Source organism: Thiothrix subterranea (assembly GCF_016772315.1).
GTDB lineage: Bacteria > Pseudomonadota > Gammaproteobacteria > Thiotrichales > Thiotrichaceae > Thiothrix > Thiothrix subterranea.
The window spans coordinates 2732292-2753914 of the sequence record NZ_CP053482.1; the positions used below are offsets into that span (position 1 = coordinate 2732292).

The following is a 21623-nucleotide window of genomic DNA, read 5'->3' on the forward strand; positions in this document are numbered from 1 at the left end:
ATATGGGGCGCACATGGAAGTGCGCCCCCTACGGAATCAGGCGATGCGTTCGCGGGCAATAATAACTTGTTGTTTCACTTGCGCAGGCGCTGTACCCCCTAAATGGTCACGGGCAGCGACCGAACCTTCCAACGTCAGGACAGCAAACACATCATCGGTGATGGTGTTGGAAAACGCTTGCAGTTCTTCCAAGCGCATTTCACTGAGATCACGCTCGGTTTCTACACCCAAGGCCACCGCTTTGCCGACGACTTCGTGCGCATCGCGGAACGGTAAGCCTTTACGTACCAAATAATCGGCGAGGTCGGTGGCGGTGGAGAAGCCTTGCATCGCGGCTTTGCGCATTTTTTCCGGCTTGGGTTGGACGTGCGGCATCATGTCAGCGAATGCACGCAAGCTGCCCAATAGTGTATCCACCGTGTCAAACAGCGGTTCTTTGTCTTCCTGATTGTCTTTGTTGTATGCCAGCGGTTGGCCTTTCATTAAGGTCAGCAGAGCGAATAAATGCCCGAAGACGCGCCCACTTTTGCCGCGCACCAATTCCGGTACATCGGGATTTTTCTTCTGCGGCATGATGGATGAGCCGGTGCAGAAGCGATCCGGTAGGCGAATGAAGTCAAATTGCGCGGATGTCCACAACACCAGTTCTTCTGAGAAGCGTGACAAGTGCATCATAATGAGTGCAGCGGCAGAGGTGAATTCGATTGCGAAATCACGGTCACTGACGGCATCCAGTGAATTACGGGCGGGGTGGTCAAAGCCAAGTAATTCAGCCGTATACAAGCGGTCGATTGGGTAGGTCGTGCCTGCTAACGCGGCTGCACCCAACGGCATGACATTGATGCGTTTGCGGCAATCTTGCAAGCGCTCGAAGTCACGTTGCAACATTTCAAACCATGCCAGCATGTGATGCCCAAACGTGATCGGTTGTGCTACTTGTAAATGCGTGAAGCCGGGGAGGATGGTGTCGGCTTCGCGTTCGGCAAGGTCAACCAGAGCGTGTTGCAGGCGGCGTAATTCGTGGCTGATGCCGTCTACTTGGTCACGCAGCCAGAGGCGCACATCGGTGGCTACTTGGTCATTGCGTGAGCGGCCGGTGTGTAACTTTTTGCCAGCAATACCGATGCGGTCGGTGAGGCGGGCTTCGATATTCATGTGCACGTCTTCGAGCGAAATTTTCCATTCCAATTCACCGGTTTCGATGGAACGTTCAATTTCGTCGAGTCCACTCAGGATTTGTTCAACTTCAATGGTGTTTAATAAGCCTGTTTTACCCAACATGCGGGCATGGGCACGAGACCCTTGGATGTCGTGCCGGTACAGGCGCTTATCAAAAGGGATGGATGCGGTGAATGCTTCAACGAAGGCATCGGTAGATTCGCTGAAACGTCCGCCCCAAGGTTTGTCCTTGGCATTGTCTGATGGTTGTTGGCTCATGAGTTAATGTTGAATTTTCATCAAGTTGTTAAAAGAAGTTGCTAAACATTATCACATTGTGGAAGAATAAAAAAACGCAATCCTTAATGTCGTATTTGTGCAACGTTAGTTGCCGTTAGTATACAAGGAAATGCTCAGCCTGCTATGACAGGTCAGGGAATTATAAAAAATATAAACCATTACAACTGGGTCAGAATGAAGCGTTGCAACTCTGAAGTTGTGCGTTATCTGTCTGATTGAGAGCAAAAAATGCCGTCATTCAATGGAAAAACCTTAAGTTATTTGCCTAGTCTTTGTGCTCCTCCTGCGTTGTTGCGGGCTGTGTTGGCTGCTGAATTATTGGCTATGGTGTTGGCCTTGGTGGTGACAACGGATTTGCGCGGTTTCTTTGTCAGTTTGGGGCTGCACTCGCTGTTTGTGCTGTGGGTAACGTTAGCTTCCATTTTTACGCTGTGCTTTGTGAGTCGCTTATTAACCAAACCAAGCGTTTTTCATGCTTCTGCGATTGTGCTGGCGACCGTTACGGGGTTTACCCTGTTGGCTTCTGTGCTGGGCTTGTTGATGTCTGGCAATAATGATGCGGTAGGGAATACGTTATTTGTCTTCAAAAATTTGGTGATCAGCCTGCTCATTACGGTGGTGCTGCTGCGGTATTTTTATATTCATGGTCAGTGGGAGGAAACCGTCGAGGCGGATTCCGCTGCTAAATACGATGCCCTGCAAGCGCGGATGCGCCCACACTTCCTTTTCAATAGCTTAAATACCATTGCGCACTTGGTACACATTGATCCGAACAAGGCGGAAGCGGCGTTGTTGGACTTAGCCGATATTATGCGCCTTACACTTGATAAGCGGTCACGGATCGCACTCAAAGAAGAGTTAGAGTTAACACTGGCGTATTTGCGTATGGAAAGTTTGCGCTTGGGTGAAAAACGGTTACACATCAAGCTCGATATGGATCAAAACAGTTTGCCGCTGGATATGGATATTCCGCCGTTTTTGTTGCAGCCCTTGGTCGAAAATGCCGTGTACCACGGTATTCAGCCGCGTCAGGATGGTGGTTTGTTGACGGTCAGTTTGTATGACGCTGGAGACAGACTGGAGGTTTGTGTGACTAACCCATTGCCGCCTTCTGGTATGAGCACGCATACCAAGGGGAATCACATTGCCCAGGAAAATATGGTGAATCGCTTGCATCTTGCTTATGGCGACCGTGCCAACTTAAAAATCCAGAAAAACGTACAACAATACCGGGTTTCATTTTCCATCCCCAAGGAGTAAAAAATTATGACATTGAAAGTGTTAATCGTTGATGATGAGGAATATGCCCGTGCTCGCATCAAAGGATTATTAGCCAGCCAAGTCGATTACGGAGTTTGTGCAGAAGCCGAAAACGGGGTGGATGCAGTGATTATGACCGAACGTTATCAGCCCGACATCGTGCTCATGGATATTTCCATGCCCGGTATGGATGGGTTGGAAGCGGCTCGGCACATTTCGGGCATGGATAGCCCACCAGCCGTCATATTCACCACAGCGTATGGTGAGTATGCTTTAGAAGCCTTTTCAACAAAAGCAACAGGGTATCTTATGAAGCCTATTAGACAAGAACAACTATTACAAAGTCTGGAACAAGCCCGTTCACTCAACCGTGCGCAACGTATGGAGGCGCTGGAAAACCGTGAGGGTCGCAATCTGCTGTCACGGAAGCACATTTGTGCGCGGATGCGTGGCAACCTTGAGTTGATTCCCATTGAAGATGTGGTGTATTTCCAAGCTGACCAAAAATACGTGACCGTGCGTCACAAAAAAGGCGAGGTTATCATCGAAGAGTCATTGAAATCACTGGAAACCGATCTGGCTGATCGTTTTATCCGCATCCATCGCAATGCATTGGTGTCTAAAAGTGCGATTGCGGGGTTGTCAAAATCTTCCGTTGGGCGCACGCAGATTGTACTGGATAACGTCAACGATCAACTGGAAGTGAGCCGCCGCCATTTGGCTGAAGTGCGTCGATTCGTGCGTAACCGTTAATTTCTCCTGTTTGGGGCGTGAGGTTATCATGCCCCTATTTTTTGCCGTTAATTCAGTGCGCGTTGTGCTGTGGTAATGGCGTCTTCTAAGTAAGCACCGTAAAAGTCTGGGCTGTTGTAGCCAAGCAGACGTTCCGCCACCTCCTTGCCTTCTGCATCCAAAAATAACAGTGTCGGCGTTAACGATGCTTGATGCCTTGCTGCAAATTCGTCAGCATCAATCCGCTCACCATTAAAATCAACAACGGTTTGCTCACTGCCTAAGTCAAAGCGACGAATCAAAATCCGCGCATCGTATTGACCACTGCGAAGCATGGGTTCCAAGTGTTCGGTTTCGAGCTGTCGGCAAAATCCGCAATAATCAGCACGCACGGCTAACAGCAATGGTATTCCCTTGCGTTGCATTTCTTGTTGCAGCGCCTGAAAGTCGTTGGCTTCAGGAATGGCTTCTGCGGCAATGGCTGTTGGTGCGAGTGATGTCACCCATAACGCGAGGGCAAACAACCAATTGGTGATGAAGGTTGGGTTTGTGTGCATGAAATTTTTCCTCAAGATAAGCCGTTATCGTTATTAAACTTTGTAGACAAAATATAGAGCATTTTGTTGTAGCGGGATATGCCAAAAGGGATATATAATGCTGCCCTATTGCTTAATGGGTCAGGGTAAGCCCTAGTGGTTGACCGTATATTAGTATGTATTTATACTCCATCGGGATTTAGGCGAGAGCAGGTTATGATTTAGCCCGCTCCAGAGGAACAGATGCGACGCATACTTATTATTCAATTCATCTTGATGCTGGCCGCTGTGTTAGTGTCATGGACGTATCAAGGTGAACCAGCATTGTTGCCTGCATTTTACGGTGGTGCGATTGCACTCGCTAACACTTTGCTGCTATCACGGCGTGTGACGCAAGCGGGTGAGATAGCAAAAACCAGTCCACAGCAGAGCGTCAATGCTTTGTATTTTGGTGTGGTACAACGATTTGTATTTGTGTTAGTTGCGCTAGGGTTCGGATTAGGCTACTTGAAATTGTCCCCTGTGCCATTATTAGCCACCTTTATGGTGTCGCAACTTGCTTACATGCTGATGGGAACTCGCCAAGTCGAGTGATGCCAGCACGAGATTTTTTAACTTTGTGTACGGAGTGAATTGTGAGCGAATCAAATGCGCCAGCAATCTCAAATCCTGTTGAGTACATCCAACACCATCTGACCAACTGGAGCGTTGGCGTTGAACACGGTGAGCAAGTCAAGATTGTTGACTTCAGCGTGATCCACGTCGATGTGATGTTGTTTAGTGTGTTACTCGCAGGTTTGCTTGCTTTCTTTGCTTGGAAAATCGGCAAAAATCTGAATCCTGATACGCCTACCGGGGCGCAAAACGTTGCGGAAACCATTGTTGAGTTCGTCAATCAACAAGTAAAAGACATTTTCCCCAATGCTGACAGCCTGATCGGGCCATTGGCAATTACCATCTTTATGTGGGTTCTGTTGATGAACTCAATGGACTTCTTGCCAGCCGACTTGCTGCCCGCTTTGGCGAGTGGTATCGCGGGTTTGTTTGGTGTTGACCCGCACCATGTCTACCTGAAAGTTGTCCCTACTACCAACTTGGATACCACGTTTGCACTGGCACTGTCCGTGTTTGCGCTGATCATCTTCTACAATATCAAGCACAAAGGGTTGTGGGGTTACATCAAGCAATTCCTGTTTCACCCGTTTGGTCCTTACCTGATGCCCGTGAACATTGTCATGACCGCGATTGAAGAAGTGGCTAAGCCCGTCAGTCTCGGCCTGCGTTTGTTCGGAAACATGTTCGCAGGTGAATTGCTGTTCCTGTTGATTGCACTGTTGGCATTCTCGGTTTGGGCAATGCCTGCACAGATCGCGTTGGGTTCACTCTGGGCAATCTTCCACATGCTGGTCGTACCATTGCAAGCATTCATCTTTATGCTGCTGACCATCGTGTATCTGGGATTAGCCAGTCAGAGCGGCGAAGACCATTAATAGCTGTAGGGGCGACCGGTGGTCGCCCACCAAAACCGTTTTTTAGTTTTATTTTTTGATTTTTAACTTTTCTTGGAGACTTCACAATGGATGCAACTTCAATTGCAATGATCTATTCCTACACTGCGGTAGGCGTTGGCATTATCTTGGCTGCTGCTGGTCTGGGTTCAGCACTGGGCTGGGGTATGATCTGTTCTAAATTTATCGAAGGCATCGCTCGCCAACCTGAAATGCGTGCACAGTTGACTGGTCAAATGCTGTTTACCGGTGGTTTGATGGAAGCATTCCCAATGATCGTTCTGGGTATCTCCATGTGGTTCATCTTTGCTAACCCGTTCATCGGCGCAGCTAAAGCAGCACTGGGCGCTGGTTAATTCCCCGATTGTTAAACGTTGTTACTAACATTCGGAGGTTAACATGAACGTAACTGCAACCCTGATTGGTCAGATGATCGTTTTTTCGATCTTGGTCTGGTTCGTCAAGAGCGTACTGTGGGAACCGATGCTGAAAGTGCTGGAAGACCGTAAGGCGCGTATCGCCGATGGTCTTGCCGCTGCCGAAAAAGGCAAGCACGAAGAAGAATTGGCTCGCAAGCACGCATTGGATGAGCTGAAAAAAGCCAAAGCTGAAGCTGCCGAAATCGTTGCGCAAGGTCAAAAGCGTGCAGCGGAAATCGTTGACGAAGCCAAGACTGCTGCTGTCGAAGAAGCAGGCCGCGTGAAAATCGCAGCCCAAGCGGACATCGAACAGGAAGTTTCACGTGCGCGTGAAAGTTTGCGGACTCAAGTCTCTGCATTAGCAGTGGCGGGTGCGGAGAAAATTCTTGGTAAGGAAATTGATGCTAAAGCTCACGCCAAAGCATTGGATGAACTGGCTGCGCAAATTTAAGGTGGTGAACCATGTCTGATTTGACAACCGCTGCCCGTCCCTATGCCCGTGCGGTATTTGAGATGGCGCAGGAAGCCGGGAAACTGACCGAATGGTCAGCGCAACTGGCAGCCATGTCTGCGGTAGTCGCGGCTGACGGTTCATCTGCCTTGTTGGCTCATCCTCGCATGACCAAAGAACAGAAAGCGACAGTATTCGGCGAGATTGCAGGCGATGCACTCGACGACCAAGGTCGCAATCTGCTCAAGGCACTGGCGGAGAATGACCGTTTCACCTTGTTACCTGAAATTTCCACCCTCTTTGAACAAATGAAGGCGGAAGCGGAAGGCGCAATTGAAGCGGAAATTATTTCTGCACGGAAAATGAGCGATGACCAGCAGCAGACCATTGCTGCGGCACTCCAAAAACGCTTGGGACGTGAGATTAAGCTCGTCACTACAGTTGACCCCTCTTTAATGGGTGGCGCAATTATTCGCGCCGGTGACTTGGTGATTGACGGCTCAATCCAAAGCAGGCTGAAAGATATGAAGGCGGCGTTGGCGCGTTAAGCCCAGCCGATAATTGAGGAATAGCATATGCAACTTAACCCAACTGAAATCAGTGACCTGATCAAAAAGCGCATTAGCAGCTTTGAGTCCGGTGCTGAAGCTCGCACTGAGGGTACGGTTGTCTCCGTTACGGATGGTATCGTCCGCCTTCACGGGCTTGGCGATGTAATGTCTGGCGAGATGATCGAATTCTCTAACGGTTCTTACGGTCTGGCATTGAATCTGGAGCGCGATTCTGTCGGTGCGGTTGTCCTAGGTGATTACAAAGGTATCACTGAAGGCGACACCGTAAAATGTACTGGTCGTATCTTAGAAGTACCACACGGTCGTGGTTTGCTGGGTCGCGTCGTTAACGCACTGGGCAACCCGATTGACGGTAAAGGCCCGGTTGAAAACGACGGTTTCGCGCCGATTGAGCGTATGGCTCCGGGCGTTATTGAACGTAAATCGGTTGACCAGCCAATGCAAACCGGTGTGAAAGCACTGGATGCAATGGTACCCGTTGGTCGTGGTCAACGTGAGTTGATCATCGGCGACCGCCAAACCGGTAAAACAGCGGTAGCTGTTGACGCAATCATCAACCAAAAAGGCAAAAACGTAAAATGCGTTTACGTCGCGATTGGTCAGAAAGCGTCATCCGTTGCTAACGTAGTACGCAAACTCGAAGAGTACGGCGCACTGGAATACACCGTTGTGGTTGCGGCTACGGCGGCTGACCCAGCATCCATGCAGTACCTCGCGCCTTACGCGGGTTGCACGATGGGTGAATATTTCCGTGACCGTGGCGAAGACGCGCTGATCGTATACGACGACTTGACCAAGCAAGCATGGGCTTACCGTCAAGTGTCCCTGTTGCTGCGCCGCCCACCGGGTCGTGAAGCGTATCCAGGGGACGTTTTCTACCTGCATTCCCGTTTGCTGGAACGCGCTTCCCGCGTTAACGCTGAATACGTTGAAGCATTCACCAATGGTGCTGTGAAAGGTCAAACCGGTTCATTGACCGCGTTGCCGATCATCGAAACCCAAGGTGGTGACGTTTCTGCATTCGTACCGACCAACGTAATCTCGATCACTGACGGTCAGATCTTCTTGGAAAGCGACCTGTTCAACGCGGGCATCCGTCCTGCGATTAACGCAGGTCTGTCAGTATCCCGCGTCGGTGGTGCTGCACAAACCAAGATCATCAAGAAACTCGGTGGTGGTGTGCGTTTGGCGCTTGCTCAGTACCGTGAATTGGCAGCGTTCTCACAGTTCGCCTCTGACCTCGACGAAGGCACTCGTAAGTCTTTGGCGCGTGGTCAACGTGTAACTGAACTGATGAAACAGCCGCAATTCTCCCCGCTGTCCGTAGCAGAAATGGCTTTCTCCCTGTACGCCGCCAACGAGGGTTTCCTCGACGACGTAGACGCGAAGAAAATCGTGGATTTTGAAGCAGCAATGCTGAGCTACCTTCGTTCTTCCGAGAAGGCTCTGTTGGACAAGATCAACGAAAAAGGTGATTTCAACGGCGAGATTGAAAGTGCAATGAAAAAAGCACTGGAAACTTTCAAGTCGAAAAACACTTGGTAATGGGAGGTTATTCCTATGGCAGGTGGTAAAGAAATACTAAGCCAGATCAAGAGCATTAGTAATACCAAGAAGATCACCAAAGCAATGGAGATGGTTGCTGCATCCAAAATGCGCCGTGCGCAAGACCGGATGAAAGCCAGCCGCCCCTATGCTGAAAAAATGCGTCAAGTGGTGGGTCATTTGGCAGCAGGTCATCTTGAGTATAAACACCCTTATACCCAGACGCGCGAAACCGTGAAACGGGTTGGCTACATCATTATGTCCTCTGATCGGGGCTTGTGTGGTGGTTTGAACGTCAACTTGTTTAAGCAGGCGTTGCGTAGCATTGCGGACTGGAGAAAGCAGGATGTCGAAGTGGACATCTGCGTTTTCGGTGCCAAGGCTGCGGCGGCGTTTCGGCGTTACGGGATTGTCGCTCAGAAAACCCACATGGGCGATGCCCCAAAAGTGGCGGATATGATCGGCACGATCAAGGTGATGTTGGATGCTTACGAGGAAGGCCGGATTGATCGCCTTTTCTTGGTCGAGAATGAATTCGTTAACAGCATGACGCAAAAACCGCAGGTGACTCAGCTCATCCCGGTCGTGGCTGCTGGCGCGGATTCAATCAAGCACCATTGGGACTATCTCTACGAACCTGAGTCGAAAGAAGTCATTGATGCGTTGATGCAGCGTTACATTGAATCACTCATTTACCAAGGCGCGGTTGAAAACGTGGCTTGTGAAATGGCAGCGCGGATGGTCGCCATGAAGAGCGCCTCCGACAATGCCGGTACGATGATTGATGATTTGAAGCTGATCTACAACAAGGCGCGTCAAGCGGCAATCACTCAGGAAATTTCCGAGATTGTTGCGGGTGCTTCAGCGGTCTAAGGCTGGCGCGGGTTCACAGATTTTAAATTTTAGTGAGGTACTGAATAATGAGTACTGGAAACATCGTTCAAGTCATCGGCGCGGTTGTTGACGTGGAATTCCCACGCTCTGCTGTGCCAGCGGTCTACGATGCGTTAACAGTAGCCGACCAAGGTTTGACCTTGGAAGTCCAACAGCAGTTGGGCGACGGCATTGTACGCACTATCGCGATGGGTACGTCTGACGGCGTAAAGCGCGGTATGCAAGTGGTGAATACAGGTGCACCAATCTCTGTTCCAGTCGGAACAGGCACATTGGGGCGCGTGATGAACGTATTGGGCGAAGCGATTGATAACGCTGGCGACATCGTTCACGACAAGAAAATGCCAATCCACCGTGCGCCACCGGCGTATGATGAATTGTCATCCGGTATCGACATTCTGGAAACGGGCATCAAGGTTATCGACCTGATCATGCCAATTGCCAAGGGTGGTAAAATCGGTCTGTTCGGTGGTGCGGGTGTAGGTAAAACCGTAACGCTGATGGAACTGATCAACAACATCGCTAAGCAACACAGCGGTTTGTCTGTGTTTGCGGGCGTTGGTGAACGGACTCGTGAAGGGAACGACTTCTACCACGAAATGACGGAAGGCGGCGTTATCGACAAGGTAGCACTGGTTTACGGTCAGATGAATGAACCACCTGGCAACCGTTTGCGCGTAGCGTTGACTGGTCTGACCATGGCGGAATACTTCCGTGACGAAGGCCGTGACGTTCTGATGTTCGTTGACAACATTTACCGTTACACACTGGCGGGTACGGAAGTATCAGCACTGTTGGGTCGTATGCCATCTGCGGTAGGTTATCAGCCAACACTGGCGGAAGAAATGGGCGCACTGCAAGAGCGTATCACTTCCACCAAAACCGGCTCAATCACCTCGTTCCAAGCGGTTTACGTACCTGCGGATGACTTAACTGACCCATCCCCAGCCACCACGTTCGCCCACTTGGATGCGACACTGGTATTGTCACGTAATATCGCGGAACTGGGTATTTACCCGGCGGTAGACCCGCTTGACTCCACCTCGCGTCAGCTTGACCCGCTGGTTGTTGGTCAAGAACACTACAGCGTAGCGCGTGGCGTGCAAGGTATCCTGCAACGTTACAAAGAACTCAAGGACATCATCGCGATCTTGGGTATGGACGAACTCTCTGACGAAGACAAACAAGTCGTCGGTCGGGCGCGTCGTATCCAACGCTTCCTGTCTCAGCCGTTCTTCGTAGCGGAAGTGTTCACAGGTTCACCGGGTAAATACGTTACCCTGAAAGATACCTTGAGCAGCTTCAAAGCCATCCTCAACGGTGAATACGACCACTTGCCAGAACAAGCGTTCTACATGGTCGGCGGCATCGACGAAGTTGTTGAAAAAGCTACGAAGCTCTAAGGGGGCATCATGGCGATGACATTTCATTTGGACGTGGTAACAGCAGAACAGTCGTTGTTCTCTGGTATCGTCGAAGAAGTGATTGCACCGGGTGCAATGGGTGATTTAGGCATTATGCCGCGTCACTCGCAGTTGATTTCCAAGCTGCGTGCAGGCGAATTGCAGTACAAAACCACTGAAGGCGCGATGGCATCGCTGTTCGTCTCTGGTGGTGTGCTGGAAGTTCAGCCACACGTGGTGACAGTATTGGCTGACACCGGGATGCGTGCGGAAGACCTCGACGAGGCCGCCGCCCGCGAAGCGATGAAGCAAGCCACCGACGCGCTGCAAGGCAAAGACCCGGAAGACCTCGATTATGAGGCGATCCAGACTGAGCTAGAGTCAGCGAAGGCGCAGATCGAAATGCTGCACCGGATTGGTAAAGCACGCGGTCACTGAGTTTCGGCAAGTCCGCAAAAACCAGAAAGGCTGCCTAGTGCAGCCTTTTTGCTGTCTGGGAAAAAGGTTCATGTAATAAGTAAAAAATAATTAAAAATATTTATTGATTTTTTTTTTTATCATGTCGATAAAATGCCAACCTATCGAAATAACTAATTCATAGGGGCTACACCATGATCTCACGCCGACTGCTAGCGACTGCGGTACTGACTGCACTCGCCACTACTGCCTGTAATGACAATAATAACAATAACTTGAATCAGACTAACGGTAATGCCACTAAGGTTGCCAGCCGTTACTACCTCGCCCCGGAAGTGGCAGGAAACAGCGCAAGTGTTGCTGGTGTTGACGTTTTCAGCGGAAAAATGGCGTATGCCGCCAGTGATCTTGCCACTAGCCAATTAGAATTATCCCGTCAATATTCCTCCGAAGGTATCACCCCTGACGCATTGGGCGGTTGGCAGCACAACTACAGCAGCAGCCTCGATGCAGGCGGCATCCCCACCACCGAATGGCAAGGCGCAAAAAGCCCCGAATACCCCGATGCTGAAACCGCCTGCGAATCCGGCTGGCAACAAATCAACGGCAGTGCCTACAACGGGCAACTGCAAACCGCTGATGCTGTGTTCAACGCGGGCTTGTGTGAACTCAAACTCAACGGCACAACCGTCGCCCGTCTGCCCGTGCAAGGCAGCGACGGCAACAGCAGCTACCCCGTCCACATCCTCACCCGTGCCGACGGTAGCCACATCACCTTCTACGAACAAAACGGCGAATGGGCAACCACCACCCGCGAACCCTACCAACTGGAATCCACTGCCAATGGTTGGGATGTCACCACCCCAGACGGCAACACCGAAACCTACACCACCGACGGCAAACTCACCGCCATCACCAACCCACAAGGGCAAACCACCACCCTCAGCTACAACAGCACGGGGCAATTGGAAATAGTCACCAGCCCCTTCGGGCAAACCCTCACCTTCAGCTACACCGACGGCAAACTCAGCCAAGCCAAAAGTGCCGCAGGCACAACCGCCTATGCCTACGGCGCAGACGGCAAACTGTCACAAGTGACACTCCCCGACGGCAGCACCCAGAGTTATACCTATACCGACGGCAAGCTCGACAGCATCACCGACGCAACAGGCGCAGTGGTTGCCCGTTACACCTACGACACCGAAGGGCGCGTCATTCATGCCGAAGCCGCAACAGGCACACAAGCCCGTGCCTTTGCCTACAATGGCGCAGAAACCAATGTCACCGACGTAGCCAATAACACTACCGACAGCTACGCCCACAGCATTATCCAAAGCCTCGCACGGGCAACCCGCAGCACTGATAGCGCAGGTGCAGTGGAAACCACCGAATACGACACCAACGGCTATCCGACCAAAACCGTGGACAAAAACGGCTTGGTCACGCTGATCACATGGAACGCCCGTGGCTTGCCCGAATCCACGACCACCGCCGCTGGCACAGCCCAAGCCCGTACCACGGTAACGGAATGGCATCCCCAATTCCGCAAACCCAGCAAGCAGGTTGCGGCGGGCATGGTCACGCTGTACGAATACGACAATGACGGCAAACTCACCAATACCACCACAGGCAGCCCAGCAGCTACCGCCAGCCGGATGTCCGCGAGAAGTGCCACCACCCAGCTACAAGCGATGCGCAGCATCAGCAGCCGCGCCCAACTCAAAGCCGCAGGCTACGAAGTGCAGGAAAGCACCATTGCCTACAACGACGCAGGGCAACCCACGGAAACTATCGCCCCGAACGGTGCAGCGACCACGTATGATTATGACACCGCAGGCAACCAGACCAGCGTCACCAATGCCCTTAACCAAAGCAGCAAAACGCTGGAGTACGATGCCGCTGGACGTGCCCTGAAGACACAGGACGAAAACGGTTTGATCACCACCACCGTCTACGATGTAGCCGGACGCTTGACCAGTGCCACCACCAACGGGCAAACCACCACCTACGCCTACGACGCGGCAGGTCGCCAAACCAAAACCACCTACCCCGACGGCAGCACCAGTACCACCGCTTATGACACCGCAGGCAACACCGCCAGCACCACCGACGCGCAAGGCACTGCCACCACCTACACTTACGATAGCAACGGCAACCAGCTAACCGAAAGCCTCACCGATGCGTCAGGCAACACCCGCCAAACCAGCCGCCGCGACTATAACGCCCTAAACCAATTGGAAAAATCCACCGATGCCGACGGCAACGTGACCACTTACGGCTACGACAAGGCAGGCAACCAAACCAGTGTCACCGATGAGGCAGGGCGCATCACCACCCACGAGTACGACCCACAAAACCGCTTGGTCAAAACCACCGATGCAGCAGGTGGTATCACTCAATACGCCTACGATGCCGAGGGCAACCGCACCACTGTCATTGTCGCCAACGGTGCAACCACCACCTACGCCTACGACAACTTCAAGCGTATGACAGGTGAAACCAGCCCCGACCGTGGCAACACCACTTACACCCACGACATCAGCGGCAACCCCAAAACCAGCACGGATGCCAACGGCAACACTGCTACGCATGACTACGACCTGCTCAACCGCAAGGTCAAAATCACATGGCAGGATGGCAGTACCGCCACTTGGACATACGACCATTGCAGCAACGGTATCGGCAGGCTTTGCACCCTCTCCGACGGCAGCGGCAGCACCACTTACCAATATGACACCGAAGGCAGAACCACCCGCAAGGAACAAACTATCGGCAACGCAGTCTTAGCCCATAGCTACACTTACACCGCTGATGGCAAGCTGCAAAGCGAAATTCTCCCCAGTGGTGCAAATGTTGGCTACACTTACCAGCAAGATAAACTGACGGGAATCAGCCTCAATGGGCAAGCGTACATGAGCAACATCCGCTACACCTCAGCAGGGCAGGTGGCAAGCTGGCAATGGGCGGACGGCACGACCTACACCAAAACCTACGATGCCAACGACAAATTAAAAACCTTCCCACTCGGTGGCACTGTCCGCACTCTCAGCTATGACACTGTAGGCAATATCACAGGTTGGGACGACAATAGCGATGCCGCCAAAACTAAGCATTTCAGCTACGACCTGCTTGACCGTCTGGATGGTTACAACGCAGCCAACGAAGCGCAAGCGTTCCAATATGACCCCAACGGCAACCGCACCGCCAAGACCGACAACGGCAACACCACCGCTTACGGAATCCAACCCAACAGCAACCGCCTGATCCAGATCGGCAACACCGCCCAAGCGCAAGATGCCGACGGCAACTTGCTCAACGATGGCTCACACACCTATACCTACAACGCCCAGAACCGCCTTGCCAGTGTGGACGGTACAACCGCTTACAGCTACAACGCCGACGACCAGCGGGTAAAGAAAACCACCCCAACGGGAACGACGCTGTACGCATGGGACAACGACCGCATTATCGGTGAATACAGCCAAACTAACCAAAACGGGGCGGCACAGCAGGCAACTGAAACGGTTTACTTTGGCGGCACGCCCGTAGCAGTCATCCAAAACGGCAACATTTACAGTATCTACGCAGACCAAATTGACACCCCGCGCGTTATCACCGATGCCAGTGGTAAAACCGTCTGGGCATGGGACAGCAAGCCATTTGGCGAAACGTTACCCGACGCAGACCCAGATAAGGATGGTTTGAGTTTGCACTACAACCAGCGTTTCCTCGGACAGATCTTCGATGCCGAAACCGGGCTGCATTACAACTTCCATCGTGACTACAACCCGCAGACTGGGCGCTATGTGCAGAGTGACCCGATTGGGTTGGGTGGGGGGATGAATTCGTTTGGGTATGTGTTGGGAAATCCACTTAGCCTTATTGACTTGTTAGGTAACAAGTGGGGCACTGCGAGTTTTGTGTCTCATTATTATTTTGGAAAAGGCGCAGCAGTTAATTTGGGGTCAAGTAATGTTGGTCTTGGAGGGGATTTTGAAAAAAGTAATTCAGTATTCGGGGCAACATACTCTTTTAAGAATAAAGTTAAGTCATACAAAATGAGCGTATCTGACAAAGTGACGACAAATGTTACAGGCAGCAGCGCGATTGATCCATTGTTTTCTGTAGGGCATAGCACTTTTTTTCGAGATGCCATATGTAAAAACAAAAAGTGCGATTTGCATTTTTATATTCGAGATAAATTTCAAGATCCATTAGGAAATGGTAACGAGGTTGGTGGAACAGTCTACAAAATAAATTATGATTTTTATGGAAATGTAAACTTATAACTCTATTGTTCTATTCTTTGAGTAATGTCATGCGGAAAACATTGAGGTTAATTAGTTGTGAGTTATATTTTTTATGTCGCGTGTTGGTTGATTTTTTTATTAACCCCGCCAGTCTTATTTGTTGTTCGTTATCAATGGAAAATAATTCCGTGGTGGTTGATATACTTAGTTATTATTTTTGTTTGTTGGGGTTCTGCATTTTTTGGGGTTCTGTTCTATTTTGAGTATTTAGATGAACTGATTCAAAAGGGGCGTTCTGACCTTATTGAAGAAGTAACAAACGATGGAGCAAGAATTGCATTTGCAAATGTTTTCGGATGGTTGTATGGAATAATTTATTCCCTACCATGGTTATTGATATATTTCATAATTAGCCGCATAAAAGCATCTAAACTATCTCGGTAGGTCATAACCCCACAAAACCGCAAAAAGGCTTCTTCAGAAGCCTTTTTGCGGTTTGTCCGTGTTTGCGGGCGTTGGTGAACGGACTCGTGAAGGTAACGACTTCTACCACGAAATGACAGAAGGCGGCGTTATCGACAAGGTAGCACTGGTTTACGGTCAGATGAATGAACCACCCGGCAACCGTTTGCGCGTAGCGTTGACGGGTCTGACCATGGCGGAACATTTCCGTGACGAAGGTCGTGACGTTCTGATGTTCGTTGACAACATCTACCGTTACACACTGGCGGGTACGGAAGTATCCGCACTGTTGGGTCGTATGCCATCTGCGGTAGGTTATCAGCCAACATTGGCGGAAGAAATGGGCGCACTGCAAGAGCGTATCACTTCCACCAAAACTGGCTCGATCACCTCGTTCCAAGCGGTTTACGTTCCTGCGGATGACTTAACTGACCCATCCCCAGCCACCACGTTCGCCCACTTGGATGCGACACTGGTATTGTCACGTAATATCGCGGAACTGGGTATTTACCCAGCGGTAGACCCACTTGACTCCACCTCGCGTCAGCTTGACCCGCTGGTTGTTGGTCAAGAACACTACAGCGTAGCGCGTGGCGTGCAAGGTATCCTGCAACGTTACAAAGAACTCAAGGACATCATCGCGATCTTGGGTATGGACGAACTCTCTGACGAAGACAAACAAGTCGTCGGTCGGGCGCGTCGTATCCAACGCTTCCTGTCTCAGCCGTTCTTCGTAGCGGAAGTGTTCACAGGTTCACCGGGTAAATACGTTACCCTGAAAGAAACCTTGAGCAGCTTCAAAGCCATCCTCAACGGTGAATACGACCACTTGCCAGAACAAGCGTTCTACATGGTCGGCGGCATCGACGAAGTTGTTGAAAAAGCTACGAAGCTCTAAGGGGGCATCATGGCGATGACATTTCATTTGGACGTAGTGACGGCAGAACAATCGTTGTTCTCCGGCATGGTCGAAGAAGTGATTGCACCGGGTGCAATGGGTGACTTAGGCATTATGCCGCGTCACTCGCAGTTGATTTCCAAGCTGCGTGCAGGCGAATTGCAGTACAAAACCACCGAAGGCGCGATGGCATCGCTGTTCGTCTCTGGCGGTGTACTGGAAGTTCAGCCACACGTTGTGACGGTATTGGCTGACACCGGGATGCGTGCGGAAGACCTCGATGAGGCTGCCGCCCGCGAAGCGATGAAGCAAGCTACCGACGCGCTGCAAGGCAAAGACCCGGAAGACCTCGATTATGAGGCGATCCAATCTGAGCTGGAAGCGGCGAAGGCGCAGATCGAAATGCTGCACCGGATTGGTAAAGCACGCGGTCACTGAGTTTCGACGAGTCCGCAACACGAAAAAGCTCCCATCTGGGGGCTTTTTTTATTTGTGTCACTTACACGTAACGATAACAAAACAATCCAAAAAACTAATAATAGTGATTGATTTTTTTTTTTGTCGTATAGATATAATTCATCCTCATTGAAATTATTAATGAAATGAGGTTTGCTTATGAAAAAGGTTACTAGTTTGTTGTTTCTTGTGCTGTCTTTGTCGAGTCTTGCAGTGCAAGCAGAATCTTATCTTCCAGTAATGGCTAAAACTTATGCTATTAACCATGTCAATACTCCTTATGGATCAGGAAATACAAAAAATCCCTTTCCTGATCTCTACGGAAATGCTCAAGTAGATGCAGGAAATTGCACTAACTTTGCCAATCAATCCATTAGTGGTGGACTTCTGAATACGAGTAGTCCCGTAGCTCTCAATAAGTCATTGATCGCTGGTAAGTTTCCAAAAACCATTCGGAGCGAATGGTTTTTCACAAAAAATTCTGTATCTGATGCCAGCCAATCAGTTGCTTGGCGTGGTGCGCAAGGTATGTTCGTGTATTCTCGAGGCGCAACTTCAACTTCCGGTAATTCTGGAAGAGGATTGAGAATGGCATATGTTACAAGGACAGCTTGGAATAATGGAGGTTTATTGCCTCTTGATCCAAAATTGATAAAAGTCGGTGACATAATTTTTGCAGATTTTGACTTTAAGTATGGTCAAGCGGCAGTACAGCATACGATGATTGTTACAGCAACCAAGCCGGAAGGCTGGTTTGATTGGACGCAAGCATCTAAGTATAATAACTGATGTTACGCAGTAGCCCGAAAAGCGAGCAACTCCTCAAAAGCCGCCTTGATGGCTTTGCGGTAGAGTTTTGCTTTGAGGGCAAAGTGGTTAAGTTTTTTCCTCACAGTCAAACATTCCATCTTGAACACGGCAACAATCGAGGCAAATAGATGGTTGGCTTGTGTCCTGGGTGTGTGGGCAGGCGACTTGGCAAAGGCGGCATTGGACTTGAGCGATTTGTGAAAGACCTCCACTTTCCACCGTTTTTGGTAGAGTGAGGTGATTTCGTCCCACTCAGCGTCCAGCTTGCTACAGACCAGATACAAAATGCCGCTGCTGCCATCCTTGTTTGTAAAGACTTGCCGGACAAGCCTGACGGGGAAATTCAGCCCCTTCAGCCAGCCCGTGACGGCGTGTTGTTCTGACCATTCCAGTTGGTCGAGCCGGGTGTAACGTTTTTCCTTGCGAGCAGCTTCGCTCAAGGCCACCAGCCGATTGCTTTTCAGTGCCATGATGAAGTCCTTGTGCCGGGTTTGCTTGATGTGTTCCATGTTTTCGCTGGATGCGAACCAGATGTCTGTCAGAATCCATGAAAATTTCACCTGATTCTGGATAGTGGCATCAATCATAGCCCGCATCTGTTCATTCTTGGTGATGTCACTGCACCGCTTTTCTTGCCGGGTTTTGAGGTCACAATAACGCAGTGGTTTACGTACCAGTTCAAACGCAACCGGAATGGAGGTGTCGTTCGCGTGGTAGAGGCAGTTCACTAAATTGATGCCCTTGATGTTCCGTCCTAGGCAGTGGTCATAATGCCAGCAAATCAGGTCGTTTTCGTCCATATGGGGCTTTTCTTCCACCGTGTCATCAATGATGAGAACCCCATCATCCGATTCAACCTCACGGACGAGACTTTTGACCTGTTTCCAAAGGTCTTTCGAGGTGTAGTCGCGTTCGGACAGGAAGCGGCTGATCGCATCATGGCTGACTTGACCATCCAGCATTTGAGATAAGCCTGTCGCCGTGGCGTAACCAAACGTCACGCTCAGGTAGTCGGTGTAGAGGTCTAGGCGGTTCTGGTTCATCACTGGAATATAGACGACTCGGCTAGGGAGTGCGTAACATCAGATAATAATGTTCGGTTAACTTATCAAAACGGGTATCCATATAAAAATCAGCCAGATAAGGGGCTTGGGGATGTATGGACTGGTGATAATAAAGCAACAGCCTTTTATGTCTATCGACCGACAGGATACATTCGCTAGAATGCTTATTATTTTTAATTAAGGAATGTTAGGATGTCTCGAAATTTACTACTTAGTTTGCTGGTTATCGTGACGGCGGCAGGAAGTTTGTGGTTTCTATCTGGTGAAAATCTTGATGTGGGTAATCATTCTGATAATCAAAAGGAAAGCACGAGAGAGGCAGTAGGTGTAGCTAATTCCACCTCGCTGCCCTCCTCTTTGGTTCGGAAAGAGGTATCATCTGCCACAATTATTAATAAGACTGATCCGCAGAATGTGGCAGAATTTGTAGAAAAACTTAAGCAGTGGGTCAATGAGTTTCCATTTCCGCAAGAAAATACTAATTCAACGAATAATTCGCCTGAGATTACTCAGGAGTTGGTAAAACTTAGTGATAAGGTTGTTAATGGAATTATAAATAATCCTTCATTATCGCATCAAGAAAAAGCATCTATTTTATGGGATGTCTATTTCAATACGAGTTGGTCTGGTGGCGATAATGCAGTGCAATCTATTTTGATGGCACGCCTCTCTGAGTTAATTCCTTATGAATTATCAGAGGATATTTTTGTTGGCTATCAAAGTATGCTCTCACAAGGAGAGAATACTAGAGGAGTGAGGCATGATTTGCTTCAAATAACAGATGGTATACTCGGATTAGATACATCTAGTCTTAGTGTGAAAGAAAAAAACATTTATGATGGCAAGTCTCCTTATTTGAAAGAATTATTAATGCAACAAATTACAAGTATACCTGCTTCTGCCGAAGAGCTGGGAGATTTACATGGTTACTCCGTGAGATTATATGCTAACTATGCGGATAAACATGATGTTGATAAATTAATGTCGGGACTTCAATCCAGTATTTTTCAGAATCCAGAGCATAGCGGTGAGTTTTATCACGCTATATTCACCAACTTTCTATCAAGTTCAGCTTTAAATTCTTCATCACTCTCATTATTGCTCACATCGTCACCATCTGCTAAGACTCAGCAGGAAATGAATAAAACATTGGCGTTTTTACTTAAAGAGGATGGGAATGTAGCACTATCTGATATAGGCAGCCCAATAAAACAAGAGTTGTTGGGATATTTGAAATCGCAGCAGAATAATATACAAGGCTCTGACCTCGAACGTGATTGGAAGATGGCTATTTCACGGTTGCAATAATTCGTACTGATGTTCGTTGACAACATCTACCGTTACACACTGGCGGGTACGGAAGTATCCGCACTGTTGGGTCGTATGCCATCTGCGGTAGGTTATCAGCCAACATTGGCGGAAGAAATGGGCGCACTGCAAGAGCGTATCACTTCCACCAAAACTGGCTCGATCACCTCGTTCCAAGCGGTTTACGTTCCTGCGGATGACTTAACTGACCCATCCCCAGCCACCACGTTCGCCCACTTGGATGCGACACTGGTATTGTCACGTAATATCGCGGAACTGGGTATTTACCCAGCGGTAGACCCACTTGACTCCACCTCGCGTCAGCTTGACCCGCTGGTTGTTGGTCAAGAACACTACAGCGTAGCGCGTGGCGTGCAAGGTATCCTGCAACGTTACAAAGAACTCAAGGACATCATCGCGATCTTGGGTATGGACGAACTCTCTGACGAAGACAAACAAGTCGTCGGTCGGGCGCGTCGTATCCAACGCTTCCTGTCCCAGCCGTTCTTCGTAGCGGAAGTGTTCACAGGTTCACCGGGTAAATACGTTACCCTGAAAGAAACCTTGAGCAGCTTCAAAGCCATCCTCAACGGTGAATACGACCACTTGCCAGAACAAGCGTTCTACATGGTCGGCGGCATCGACGAAGTTGTTGAAAAAGCTACGAAGCTCTAAGGGGGCATCATGGCGATGACATTTCATTTGGACGTAGTGACGGCAGAACAATCGTTGTTCTCCGGCATGGTCGAAGAAGTGATTGCACCGGGTGCAATGGGTGACTTAGGCATTATGCCGCGTCACTCGCAGTTGATTTCCAAGCTGCGTGCAGGCGAATTGCAGTACAAAACCACCGAAGGCGCGATGGCATCGCTGTTCGTCTCCGGCGGTGTACTGGAAGTTCAGCCACACGTGGTGACAGTATTGGCTGACACCGGGATGCGTGCGGAAGACCTCGATGAGGCAGCCGCCCGCGAAGCGATGAAGCAAGCCACCGACGCGCTGCAAGGCAAAGACCCGGAAGACCTCGATTATGAGGCGATCCAGACTGAGCTAGAGTCAGCGAAGGCGCAGATCGAAATGCTGCACCGGATTGGTAAAGCACGCGGTCACTGAGTTTCGGCAAGTCCGCAAAAACCAGAAAGGCTGCCTAGTGCAGCCTTTTTGCTGTGGATCAGATAAA

At 50.0% G+C, this 21623-nt stretch carries 19 protein-coding genes and 2 pseudogenes; 18 read left to right on the forward strand and 3 right to left on the reverse strand.

Going from position 1 to position 21623, the window contains the following annotated elements; genetic code table 11:
• Window positions 1–36: 36 nt before the first annotated feature.
• On the reverse strand, window positions 37–1437 hold the full coding sequence (gene argH, locus HMY34_RS13585) for an argininosuccinate lyase (RefSeq protein WP_202716008.1): 1401 nt from the start codon (window positions 1435–1437) through the stop codon (window positions 37–39).
• 249 nt (window positions 1438–1686) lie between these two features.
• On the opposite strand from argH, the gene HMY34_RS13590 reads away from it, so the two are divergent.
• Complete coding sequence (locus HMY34_RS13590) at window positions 1687–2718, forward strand: sensor histidine kinase (RefSeq protein ID WP_202716009.1); 1032 nt, start codon at window positions 1687–1689, stop codon at window positions 2716–2718.
• Between the two features lie 6 nt (window positions 2719–2724).
• Entirely contained in the window at window positions 2725–3471 is a 747-nt protein-coding gene (locus tag HMY34_RS13595) for a LytR/AlgR family response regulator transcription factor (protein ID WP_202716010.1), read from the forward strand.
• Between the two features lie 47 nt (window positions 3472–3518).
• Here the strand turns inward: HMY34_RS13595 and HMY34_RS13600 are convergent, their stop codons facing one another.
• A complete protein-coding gene (locus HMY34_RS13600) occupies window positions 3519–4007 on the reverse strand; it encodes a thioredoxin family protein (RefSeq protein ID WP_202716011.1) in 489 nt (162 codons plus the stop codon).
• Window positions 4008–4229: 222 nt separating this feature from the next.
• Here HMY34_RS13600 and HMY34_RS13605 point away from each other — a divergent pair, with 222 nt between their 5' ends.
• From HMY34_RS13605 to HMY34_RS13665, 13 genes and pseudogenes are all read left to right on the forward strand, one after another.
• Window positions 4230–4580 carry an ATP synthase subunit I gene (locus HMY34_RS13605; protein ID WP_202716012.1) on the forward strand — a complete coding sequence of 117 codons (351 nt, stop codon included), beginning with the start codon at window positions 4230–4232 and terminating at the stop codon, window positions 4578–4580.
• Between the two features lie 41 nt (window positions 4581–4621).
• Window positions 4622–5476 (forward strand): F0F1 ATP synthase subunit A, encoded by an 855-nt coding sequence (gene atpB, locus HMY34_RS13610; RefSeq protein WP_202716013.1) that lies wholly within the window; start codon window positions 4622–4624, stop codon window positions 5474–5476.
• 86 nt (window positions 5477–5562) lie between these two features.
• Entirely contained in the window at window positions 5563–5850 is a 288-nt protein-coding gene (atpE, locus tag HMY34_RS13615) for a F0F1 ATP synthase subunit C (RefSeq protein ID WP_202716014.1), read from the forward strand.
• A gap of 43 nt (window positions 5851–5893) precedes the next feature.
• Window positions 5894–6364 (forward strand): F0F1 ATP synthase subunit B, encoded by a 471-nt coding sequence (locus HMY34_RS13620; RefSeq protein WP_202716015.1) that lies wholly within the window; start codon window positions 5894–5896, stop codon window positions 6362–6364.
• 11 nt (window positions 6365–6375) lie between these two features.
• Window positions 6376–6912: a F0F1 ATP synthase subunit delta gene (locus HMY34_RS13625; RefSeq protein WP_202716016.1), complete on the forward strand. Its 537-nt coding sequence runs from the start codon at window positions 6376–6378 to the stop codon at window positions 6910–6912.
• A 27-nt stretch (window positions 6913–6939) separates the two neighbouring features.
• Window positions 6940–8481 carry a F0F1 ATP synthase subunit alpha gene (atpA, locus tag HMY34_RS13630; RefSeq protein ID WP_202716017.1) on the forward strand — a complete coding sequence of 514 codons (1542 nt, stop codon included), beginning with the start codon at window positions 6940–6942 and terminating at the stop codon, window positions 8479–8481.
• 15 nt (window positions 8482–8496) lie between these two features.
• Complete coding sequence (atpG, locus tag HMY34_RS13635) at window positions 8497–9354, forward strand: F0F1 ATP synthase subunit gamma (protein ID WP_202716018.1); 858 nt, start codon at window positions 8497–8499, stop codon at window positions 9352–9354.
• 47 nt (window positions 9355–9401) lie between these two features.
• Window positions 9402–10778 (forward strand): F0F1 ATP synthase subunit beta, encoded by a 1377-nt coding sequence (atpD, locus tag HMY34_RS13640; RefSeq protein ID WP_202716019.1) that lies wholly within the window; start codon window positions 9402–9404, stop codon window positions 10776–10778.
• 9 nt (window positions 10779–10787) lie between these two features.
• Window positions 10788–11216 carry a F0F1 ATP synthase subunit epsilon gene (locus HMY34_RS13645; RefSeq protein WP_202716020.1) on the forward strand — a complete coding sequence of 143 codons (429 nt, stop codon included), beginning with the start codon at window positions 10788–10790 and terminating at the stop codon, window positions 11214–11216.
• Window positions 11217–11389: 173 nt separating this feature from the next.
• On the forward strand, window positions 11390–15484 hold the full coding sequence (locus HMY34_RS13650) for an RHS repeat-associated core domain-containing protein (RefSeq protein WP_202716021.1): 4095 nt from the start codon (window positions 11390–11392) through the stop codon (window positions 15482–15484).
• A 451-nt stretch (window positions 15485–15935) separates the two neighbouring features.
• Window positions 15936–16805: pseudogene (gene atpD / locus HMY34_RS13655) on the forward strand (F0F1 ATP synthase subunit beta); the annotation flags it as partial.
• 9 nt (window positions 16806–16814) lie between these two features.
• Window positions 16815–17243, forward strand: coding sequence for a F0F1 ATP synthase subunit epsilon (locus tag HMY34_RS13660; protein ID WP_202716022.1), 429 nt, complete (start codon window positions 16815–16817; stop codon window positions 17241–17243).
• Between the two features lie 177 nt (window positions 17244–17420).
• On the forward strand, window positions 17421–18050 hold the full coding sequence (locus HMY34_RS13665; protein ID WP_202716023.1) for an amidase domain-containing protein: 630 nt from the start codon (window positions 17421–17423) through the stop codon (window positions 18048–18050).
• A 2-nt stretch (window positions 18051–18052) separates the two neighbouring features.
• Here HMY34_RS13665 and HMY34_RS13670 read toward each other — a convergent pair whose 3' ends face one another.
• A complete protein-coding gene (locus HMY34_RS13670) occupies window positions 18053–19114 on the reverse strand; it encodes an IS701 family transposase (protein ID WP_202716024.1) in 1062 nt (353 codons plus the stop codon).
• A 213-nt stretch (window positions 19115–19327) separates the two neighbouring features.
• Here HMY34_RS13670 and HMY34_RS13675 point away from each other — a divergent pair, with 213 nt between their 5' ends.
• The 3 genes and pseudogenes from HMY34_RS13675 (at window position 19328) to HMY34_RS13685 (ending at window position 21556) form a co-directional block, all read left to right on the forward strand.
• Window positions 19328–20443, forward strand: coding sequence for a hypothetical protein (locus tag HMY34_RS13675; protein ID WP_202716025.1), 1116 nt, complete (start codon window positions 19328–19330; stop codon window positions 20441–20443).
• Between the two features lie 3 nt (window positions 20444–20446).
• Window positions 20447–21118: pseudogene (locus tag HMY34_RS13680) on the forward strand (ATP synthase beta subunit C-terminal domain-containing protein); the annotation flags it as partial.
• Between the two features lie 9 nt (window positions 21119–21127).
• Window positions 21128–21556, forward strand: a complete 429-nt coding sequence (locus tag HMY34_RS13685) for a F0F1 ATP synthase subunit epsilon (protein WP_202716026.1) — start codon at window positions 21128–21130, stop codon at window positions 21554–21556.
• Window positions 21557–21623: the final 67 nt, after the last annotated feature.

Bases quoted from the DNA above. Each gene is read 5' to 3' on its own strand.
- argH (WP_202716008.1), bottom strand. From the start codon at position 1,437: ATGAGCCAACAACCATCAGACAATGCCAAGGACAAACCTTGGGGCGGA.
- HMY34_RS13590 (WP_202716009.1), top strand. From the start codon at position 1,687: ATGCCGTCATTCAATGGAAAAACCTTAAGTTATTTGCCTAGTCTTTGT.
- HMY34_RS13595 (WP_202716010.1), top strand. From the start codon at position 2,725: ATGACATTGAAAGTGTTAATCGTTGATGATGAGGAATATGCCCGTGCT.
- HMY34_RS13600 (WP_202716011.1), bottom strand. From the start codon at position 4,007: ATGCACACAAACCCAACCTTCATCACCAATTGGTTGTTTGCCCTCGCG.
- HMY34_RS13605 (WP_202716012.1), top strand. From the start codon at position 4,230: ATGCGACGCATACTTATTATTCAATTCATCTTGATGCTGGCCGCTGTG.
- atpE (WP_202716014.1), top strand. From the start codon at position 5,563: ATGGATGCAACTTCAATTGCAATGATCTATTCCTACACTGCGGTAGGC.
- HMY34_RS13620 (WP_202716015.1), top strand. From the start codon at position 5,894: ATGAACGTAACTGCAACCCTGATTGGTCAGATGATCGTTTTTTCGATC.
- HMY34_RS13625 (WP_202716016.1), top strand. From the start codon at position 6,376: ATGTCTGATTTGACAACCGCTGCCCGTCCCTATGCCCGTGCGGTATTT.
- atpA (WP_202716017.1), top strand. From the start codon at position 6,940: ATGCAACTTAACCCAACTGAAATCAGTGACCTGATCAAAAAGCGCATT.
- atpG (WP_202716018.1), top strand. From the start codon at position 8,497: ATGGCAGGTGGTAAAGAAATACTAAGCCAGATCAAGAGCATTAGTAAT.
- atpD (WP_202716019.1), top strand. From the start codon at position 9,402: ATGAGTACTGGAAACATCGTTCAAGTCATCGGCGCGGTTGTTGACGTG.
- HMY34_RS13645 (WP_202716020.1), top strand. From the start codon at position 10,788: ATGGCGATGACATTTCATTTGGACGTGGTAACAGCAGAACAGTCGTTG.
- HMY34_RS13650 (WP_202716021.1), top strand. From the start codon at position 11,390: ATGATCTCACGCCGACTGCTAGCGACTGCGGTACTGACTGCACTCGCC.
- HMY34_RS13660 (WP_202716022.1), top strand. From the start codon at position 16,815: ATGGCGATGACATTTCATTTGGACGTAGTGACGGCAGAACAATCGTTG.
- HMY34_RS13665 (WP_202716023.1), top strand. From the start codon at position 17,421: ATGAAAAAGGTTACTAGTTTGTTGTTTCTTGTGCTGTCTTTGTCGAGT.
- HMY34_RS13670 (WP_202716024.1), bottom strand. From the start codon at position 19,114: ATGAACCAGAACCGCCTAGACCTCTACACCGACTACCTGAGCGTGACG.
- HMY34_RS13675 (WP_202716025.1), top strand. From the start codon at position 19,328: ATGTCTCGAAATTTACTACTTAGTTTGCTGGTTATCGTGACGGCGGCA.
- HMY34_RS13685 (WP_202716026.1), top strand. From the start codon at position 21,128: ATGGCGATGACATTTCATTTGGACGTAGTGACGGCAGAACAATCGTTG.